Origin of the sequence: Xenorhabdus griffiniae (assembly GCF_015163655.1) — a bacterium.
In the GTDB taxonomy this organism is placed as follows: Bacteria; Pseudomonadota; Gammaproteobacteria; order Enterobacterales; family Enterobacteriaceae; genus Xenorhabdus; species Xenorhabdus griffiniae.
On the sequence record NZ_JADEUF010000139.1, the window covers coordinates 1 to 8184 of the forward strand.

6 protein-coding genes are annotated in these 8184 nt (G+C 45.5%); 4 read left to right on the top strand and 2 right to left on the bottom strand.

What is annotated here, in order from left to right; translation table 11 throughout:
- Positions 1–486: 486 nt before the first annotated feature.
- Positions 487–1965, bottom strand: coding sequence for an MFS transporter (locus IQ211_RS16755; RefSeq protein ID WP_189760985.1), 1479 nt, complete (start codon positions 1963–1965; stop codon positions 487–489).
- Positions 1966–2065: 100 nt separating this feature from the next.
- Between IQ211_RS16755 and IQ211_RS16760 the strand changes: the two genes are divergently transcribed.
- Positions 2066–2605 (top strand): TetR/AcrR family transcriptional regulator, encoded by a 540-nt coding sequence (locus tag IQ211_RS16760; RefSeq protein WP_189760984.1) that lies wholly within the window; start codon positions 2066–2068, stop codon positions 2603–2605.
- Positions 2606–2804: 199 nt separating this feature from the next.
- A complete protein-coding gene (locus IQ211_RS16765) occupies positions 2805–4142 on the top strand; it encodes an NCS2 family permease (protein ID WP_189760983.1) in 1338 nt (445 codons plus the stop codon).
- Positions 4143–4204: 62 nt separating this feature from the next.
- On the opposite strand, the gene IQ211_RS16770 is transcribed toward IQ211_RS16765, so the two are convergent.
- A complete protein-coding gene (locus IQ211_RS16770) occupies positions 4205–5674 on the bottom strand; it encodes a glycosyltransferase family 39 protein (RefSeq protein WP_189760982.1) in 1470 nt (489 codons plus the stop codon).
- Between the two features lie 146 nt (positions 5675–5820).
- On the opposite strand from IQ211_RS16770, the gene yihI reads away from it, so the two are divergent.
- Positions 5821–6342, top strand: coding sequence for a Der GTPase-activating protein YihI (gene yihI, locus IQ211_RS16775; RefSeq protein WP_189760981.1), 522 nt, complete (start codon positions 5821–5823; stop codon positions 6340–6342).
- Positions 6343–6560: 218 nt separating this feature from the next.
- Positions 6561–7934 carry an oxygen-independent coproporphyrinogen III oxidase gene (gene hemN / locus IQ211_RS16780; RefSeq protein WP_189760980.1) on the top strand — a complete coding sequence of 458 codons (1374 nt, stop codon included), beginning with the start codon at positions 6561–6563 and terminating at the stop codon, positions 7932–7934.
- The last annotated feature ends 250 nt before the right edge of the window (positions 7935–8184 follow it).

Sequence of the window (8184 nt, forward strand, 5' to 3'; positions counted from 1 at the left end):
GTCTTATAACGAGCAACTTGAAAGGTAACGTGTATAAAATATATGAATATTATTATTTGGCTTAAAAATAGTAATGCATAACAACAGGTATTTTCTGTATAAGGATTTATAAATAGCGTTTCAAAATGATAGGAGTATTCCTTACCCCGCGCTCCGCGCGGGGTAAGGAACGCCAACATCTGATACTCTCAGTATTATGAAAACCTATTTATGATGACAGAATAACGATCTGTCACTTGATATATTTACGTAAACATATAATCACATAATGTTACTATTTAAAGTGTAGTGGGTTGCGTAGAATACACCAAATATCATTTGGTTATATTGATAATGTTATTAAGAATCATAATATACTAATCGCCTTTCAATATGCGTCTGATATCTCCTCCGTAAAGCGGGGGGAGATATCAGGTTTCATATCGTGTTGTAAATTGCAGCTTGAAGTTTAATGCGTATATTTAGAAAATTACCTAATTAACTCAATTAATAGCGTTTTTCTTTGCCAAATACAGCAATGAGCACCGAGCTCAACAACAGCAATGTCCCCGCTGCAATCAATACCGACAGGAATGAGTGGTTGAAAGCTTGTTTTGCTGCCTGGATCAGCGACAGTGCAACCTCTCCCTTTATCCCTTCTGCGACAATAAGGGCCTCATCAATACTGTTTCGTGCCAGTGCTGGGATGCCCATCTCCGCCGGAAGAGTGAATGAGGCAGAATAGACCGCTACCATTAAACTGCCAAGAGCGGCTATACCGATTAAACTTCCCAATTCATAGGCGACTTCTTCAATAGAGGCGGCGGTGCCAGCGCTGCTTTCTGGAGCATTCAACATGATGGATGTGGAAGCGGCAGTCATTGCTGCACCAATACCAAAGCCAATGATGCAAAATGCGGTGATTTGTACAAAAAGCGATTGCAGGCCAGCGAGATAAACAAAACTCCCCAGTCCGGCAAGGGCGAGTGAAAGCCACATGATCCGTTCAGAGCCAAATCTTGGTATCGCAATTCCGGCCAGGGGGCCAGCAATAAAAGAGGCAATCGGAATGGGTAAAATAAATAATCCCGCCAGCAAGGGAGATAGACCCATGGCGAGTTGGAAGCGTTGACTAACAGCAAGTTCCATGCCGACTAGCGCTGCTGTGGAAACGAAAGCAGCGATAACTCCCGCAGTGAAAGTGCGATTGCGGAAAAGCTTGAAATCGATCATGGGGGTTGATGAACTTAACTGGCGACGGATGAAGATGGCCGTGAAAATAATACCAGTGATGCCGACTATCACGGTGGTCAGCAATGAAGGTATTGGTTTGCTTAATTCCTTGATCGCATAGGTGATACTTACCAGGCCAATCATGATTTGCACAGAAGCAATAAGGTCAAAAGAATGGCCTGGATTGTTTGGGCTTTTAGAAATAACGACCAGTGCAAAGCCAAATGCAATGAGGGCAATCGGGACGTTGATCAGGAAAACCGATCCCCACCAGTAATATTCGAGCAGGAATCCGCCGATAACCGGACCAAGCGCGGCGCCGCCTGATGCGATAGCAGACCAGATACCAATAGCAAGTGCCCTTTCGTTTGGATCTGCAAATGCGTGCCGGACTATTGCGAGTGTCGCAGGCATCATCATCGCCGCGCCAAAAGCAAGCACCACACGCGCAGCAATCAGAGTGGCGGGGTTGGGGGAAAATGCCGCCATCAGCGATGCCACACCGAAAATGGCTAACCCGTTAGTAAACAGTTTCTTTGCACCAAAACGGTCACTTAACGCCCCCATAGCGGGAAGTAACCCTGCAATAGTCAGCGTATAAGCATTCATGATCCACAGTTTTTCTGAAGCAGAAGCATGCAAATCATGCGTCAGCCGTGGCAAAGCGGTGTATAGCACGGTCATATCAATAACAACTAAGAAAAGTGCACTGGAAATAATAGCGAGCACAAGCCAGCGGATATTCGATTTCATAAGCAAATTCACCAATGCGGTTCGGCAACCTTGCCGAACCTTGACTAAATTGTTGGCGATCATTATAAATACATACGTATTTAATTAAAAGGAGGTGTGCATGGGACGACGTAAAACAATTGATCGGGAAGTTCTGTTGGATGCAGCGGAACACATTGTCACAACACATGGTGCCGCGGCTCTCACGATTGATGCGTTGGCGAAAGCAGTTAGCATTACCAAGGGGGGAGTGCAATACAGTTTTAGCACAAAAGATGGCCTGATTGATGCGATGTTTGAGCGTTGGGAGGCGAGTTATAACGGACAGTTTCATGAAATTGCTGGAGATAACCCCCACCCGCTGACGGCCGTGCGTGCACATATTGAAGCGACCAGTCGGTCGGATGAAGCATCAACGGCAAAGGCGGCGGGTTTAATGGCTGCTTTATTACAAACACCGGAGCATCTTGAATCGACCCGTATCTGGTATCGACAACGCATAGCAGGCTTGGATACAACGACGGAAGAAGGTCGTCAGGCACGTTTGGCGTTTTTAGCTACAGAAGGGGCATTTGTTCTGCGCTTTTTTGGCTTAATGGATATGACAGAGGATGAGTGGAGAGACATCTTTAACGACATTCTTGCTGCTATGTCACCCTGAATTGCTTTTGCAAGATCAATAGCGGACTAATCGAATAAAATATCGTCGAAAAATGAATCCCCTCAAGAATCATAATGTTATTTAACCTATTGATTACACGCATCGCAAACGTTTTCTTTTTTTGCCTTTTCAGGGTAACGATTTATATAGGTTTCCTGTAGGATAGGTCGAAAACTTCGTTTTTTGGGAAACAATATACATGAGCACAATAAATTCTGGCTCTGCTTATCGTCAGGGCTTGCTTCAGCGCGTGTTTAAATTAGGGGAACATGGCACGACAGTTCGTACTGAAATCATTGCCGGTTTAACGACGTTTCTGACGATGGTTTATATCGTCTTTGTTAACCCGCAAATTCTGGCGGTGGCAGGTATGGATATTAAAGCCGTATTTGTCACGACCTGTTTAATTGCCGCCGTTGGCAGCATTATGATGGGATTGGTAGCGAATCTGCCTGTTGCCGTTGCACCTGCGATGGGATTGAATGCATTTTTTGCCTTTGTTGTGGTCGGTGCGATGGGTATTTCGTGGCAGGTTGCCATGGGAGCCATTTTCTGGGGGGCAGTGGGACTGTTTATATTGACTCTCTTTCGTGTCCGTTACTGGATGATCGCCAATATTCCATTGAGCCTGCGTGTGGGTATTACCAGTGGTATCGGCCTTTTCATCGCCATGATGGGGCTGAAAAATGCCGGCATTATTGTGCCTAATCCCGACACGATTGTCTCAATCGGCAACTTTGCGTCCCATAATGTCTTGTTAGGAACATTGGGCTTTTTCATCATTGCCATTTTAGCGGCACGTAGTTTCCATGCGGCGGTGTTGGTTTCAATTATCGTGACAACCGGTATCGGCTTGCTGATGGGATATGTGGAATATCACGGTATTTTTGATCTGCCACCCAGTGTGATGAGCGTGGTAGGTAACGTTGATGTCAAAGGCGCACTGGATATTGCGTTGGTTGGTGTAATTTTCTCATTTATGTTGGTGAACTTGTTTGATTCTTCCGGCACATTAATTGGTGTGACGGATAAAGCGGGTATTGCCGACAGCAATGGCAAATTTCCACGCATGAAACAAGCCTTGTACGTAGACAGTATCAGTTCGGTGGCGGGTTCTTACATAGGTACTTCTTCGGTTACCGCCTATATTGAAAGCTCGTCTGGCGTTTCTGTTGGCGGCAGAACTGGCTTGACGGCGATTGTCGTGGGTATTTTATTCCTGTTGGTGATGTTTATCTCTCCGCTGGCAAGTATGGTGCCTGCCTATGCCACAGCGGGAGCTTTGGTCTATGTGGGCGTTTTAATGACGTCCAGCCTGACAAGGGTAAAATGGAATGATCTGACCGAATCCGTTCCTGCTTTTATCACCGCGGTGATGATGCCATTTAGTTTCTCCATTACTGAAGGCATTGCACTGGGTTTTATCGCCTACTGTGCCATGAAATTGGGCACGGGCAAATGGCGTGAAGTTGGCCCATGTGTTTTTGTCGTGACACTATTGTTTGTATTGAAAATGGTGTTTGTGGATGCCCACTGAGCACGATTGAAACAGTGACTAAGAGCAAGCCTGACAGCAACTTATGTCAGGCTTGCTTATTATCATTGAATATTCTCAGGAGCGATAAAGCCAATGCAGACAGTGTCGAACTCAGCACTGGGTTGGGCCTGGAAGGAAAACGCTTCTTCGTGACTGAGCACCAATGATGGCCATCGTGCAAACGTATGTTGGAAATCTTCCTCTGCACAGTCCTTTCCCCGCTCTCCCACTAGTAAAGCACCATATTTCACAATATTGCTTTCTTTGATATGGCGGTTATAGATATTGGGTGGCACACCATTATCTAATTCCCAGGGTTGTATCGTTTCTGGACGATAGTGGCTATAAAATGTCAGCCATTGATGCAGATATTCGCCACCCACATAACGCAATGGTGTTGGATACAGTTCGTTCCAGCGTTGATCAAGTTGGCTGGCAAGGGTTTTTATGCCAACAAATTTTTGCCCTGCATCACGGACATTTGCCATCATCACACCGACATAACCGATCAACACGAATACACCAAACACGACCAGCCCCCGTAATGTGCCTCGCAGGGGTTTGTTGGGGAATACCGTTATTGAGCCTGCTAACAGGGCTGGTGAAACGACCATAAAAGGTTGTACCCATTCGGTCATACGCCCACCCTGATTGAAGGAGAACCAGCCGTAAATAATCAGCAGAGGCAGCAGGATCACGATATTAGCCAGCGCATTGGATTGCTGCCTGGGCCAGCCAATCCGTCCACCCAACAGATAAATAATGACACTGACGATAATTAACGGGTAGAACACGGAAAGTAGCGCGCGCGTAGTATGTAAGTTGAACCCTTTCTGAATTTGGGAACCGACCCATTTAAAGGCAGCGAAATCGTTATGCACTAGCCACCAAACGTTCGGCAGGATCAGCGCGAACCAGATGACAATAGCAAGATAAAACAGCGGCTCCCGATAGTTGCGGCGTATTTTAGGCACGAACAGTGAGAGCAAAAAGACCGAGCCAACAATAGAAAGCGAAGAATACTTCGCCATCGTTGCCAGCCCTGTAGTGAGGGCGAATGCCAGCCACCATTTGGGGTGATCGTCAATGGCACGCAGGAAAAACAGCAATGACCACGGCCAGAGCATCACTAAAAGGTAATTATCATTATAAGGAATGATATCAAAATTGATGACACCGGATAGGTTCAAAGTCAGCATGGCAAGCCATGCGAGTACAACTTTACCCGTCAGCCGGAAAGCCAGTTGCCAAACCCCAAGCATCCCGATGGCAATAGCAACAAAGTGGGTGAAATACCAATAAAAACTGAGAGAAATGTTGCTGATAGAGATAGCGGGTAGCATGATGGCTCCCACTAGCCATGGATTTTTGGGTGAACCCCATTCCCCATTAATACCCCAGTTCAAGGCTTCTACGGCATCATAGGGAACAGTGGGATCGAGAAAGTAACTTGCTATTATCCACAAAACAGCATAACCAGTGACCCAAAGATACAATGGCATGCGATAAGAAGAGGTATCAAAAAAGCGCATGGTAGCCTGAAAATATTATTTGAGTTAAATCTATCCATAATACTAGACGAAATTTAAACTATAAGTGAATGACATTGGATGTTAAAGGGAGTTTCTGTTAGATTCCGCCGAAAATATCTTGATAAAAATGAGTTGAGTCACACGCTATGAGCCCGTTAAAGAAAAAATCACCGGCGAAACCTTCCGTTGGTAAGCAAAAAAGAAAAAGTCGCGCAGAGCTGGATGCAGAAGGTCGCGAACGTAAACGCCAGAAAAAACGTCGTGGTAAACTGTCAGGCAGCCGTCATAACGGTCATGACGGTAATAAAAAGCATCCAGTAGCCAGACAGGAAAAAGATCCACGTATCGGCAGTAAGGTTCCGGTTCCTCTGCTCGTCGGTGAGCAAGAGAGGGTAGTGAAACCAACGGCTGAACCGGCTGTAGAGAAACAGAAACCGCGCCTGTCACCGCAGGAAGAGCTGGACATGTTGGAAAATGATGAGCGATTGGATGACTTGTTGGCACGCCTTGAACAGGGGGAAAAACTGTCTCAGGAAGACAATGCTTATGTCGACAATATGCTCGATCGCATTGATACCCTGATGGAAGAGTTGGGTATTGCGCTGGAAGAAGAGGACGGCGAGGAAGGATCACAGGAAGATATCATGCAATTGCTGAAGGGTAAGTAACGCCTTCATTAATGAATTGTGATCGTAAAAGGCGGGTTCATTCTGATAACCATGATATTAATAACCACAATGTCAGTATGTTATTTATTGTGGTTATTGGGTAAACTATGGCGGCTATCGCAACGTAAACGTCGGTTGCGTATTATCATCATGGCACGACGTTTCGATTCCACGAAAATGTTGCGTTTTGATGGGCGAAAACAGCGGAAGGAATAAGCATGTCAGAGCAAGCCATTGTTTGGGATCTGCCTTTGATCCAAAAATACAACTATTCAGGTCCTCGTTATACTTCGTATCCAACAGCATTGGAGTTTAACCAACAATACGATGCATCTGCTTTTGCTCAGGCTGCTGTCCGTTATCCTGATCGTCCGCTTTCCCTCTATATTCATATCCCGTTTTGCCATAAGCTTTGTTATTTCTGTGGTTGCAATAAGCTGGTTACGCGCCAAAAGCACAAGGCGGATGACTATCTGAATGTGCTGGAAAAAGAGATTACTGCCCGTGCCAAATTATTTTCCCAGCGGAAAGTCAGCCAGATGCACTGGGGCGGAGGCACGCCGACCTATCTGGACAAAACGCAGATCAGTCGATTGATGTCGATGCTGCGCAGCCATTTCCATTTTCTGCCTGATGCTGAACTTTCCATTGAAATTGATCCGCGTGAAATTGAACTCGATGTCATTGATCACTTGCATCACGAAGGCTTTAATCGCCTGAGTATGGGGGTGCAGGATTTCAATAAAGATGTACAACGTTTGGTGAATCGAGAGCAGGATGAAGCGTTTATTTTCGCACTGATCAAGCGCGCCCGTGAAACAGGTTTTACATCCACCAGCATTGATCTGATTTATGGCCTGCCGAAACAGACACCCGAAAGTTTTGCTTTTACCTTGCAGCGGGTGTTGGCCTTGTCTCCTGATCGTTTAAGTGTCTTCAACTATGCTCACTTACCGAATTTATTTGCGGCACAGCGCAAGATTAAGGAGCAGGATTTACCCACTGCGGCGCAGAAGTTGGATATCTTGCAAGAAACGATTGCGACCCTGACAGGGAATGGCTATCAGTTTATTGGGATGGATCACTTTGCCCGTCCTGATGATGAATTGGCGATTGCGCAACGCCAAGGCATCTTGCACCGTAACTTTCAGGGATATACCACGCAGGGAGAATGCGATTTACTGGGTATGGGGGTTTCCGCGATCAGTATGCTGGGGGATAGTTACGTCCAGAACCAGAAAGACCTAAAAACTTACTATGCGGCGGTGGACGCACAGGGCCATGCTTTATGGCGTGGTTTATCCTTGACGCAAGATGATTGCATTCGTCGTGATGTGATTAAGGCATTAATCTGTAACTTCCGGCTGAATTTTGCGGATATTGAGCGGTGTTATGGGCTGAATTTCACGGATTACTTTGCCGAAGACCTGCAATTATTGGCACCGTTGGCAGCAGATGGGTTAGTTGAAGTGACTGAATCGCAGATCCAGGTATCCCCGAAAGGGCGATTGCTGATACGTAATATTTGTATGTGTTTTGATAGCTATCTGCGTATTCAGATGCGGCAGCGGCAGTTCTCACGGGTGATATGAAGGCTTAATTTTCTATTGAAATATCTAACACATTACGATTGGCTGAGATAGGCGAATCTAAACACCCCCGATAAAAATCAGAGGTAAGTAACTATGGAAAAAGTAACAGAAGAATTAATGATAGAACATGGTTTTACATTAAAGGAAATAAATCAAATAAAGTCTGCTTCTCAGCGGTCCGGTCACGATATAAAAAAAGAAATTATGATTCTAAGTAATGGATTTTATGGTTTAATATTAGGATTAATTA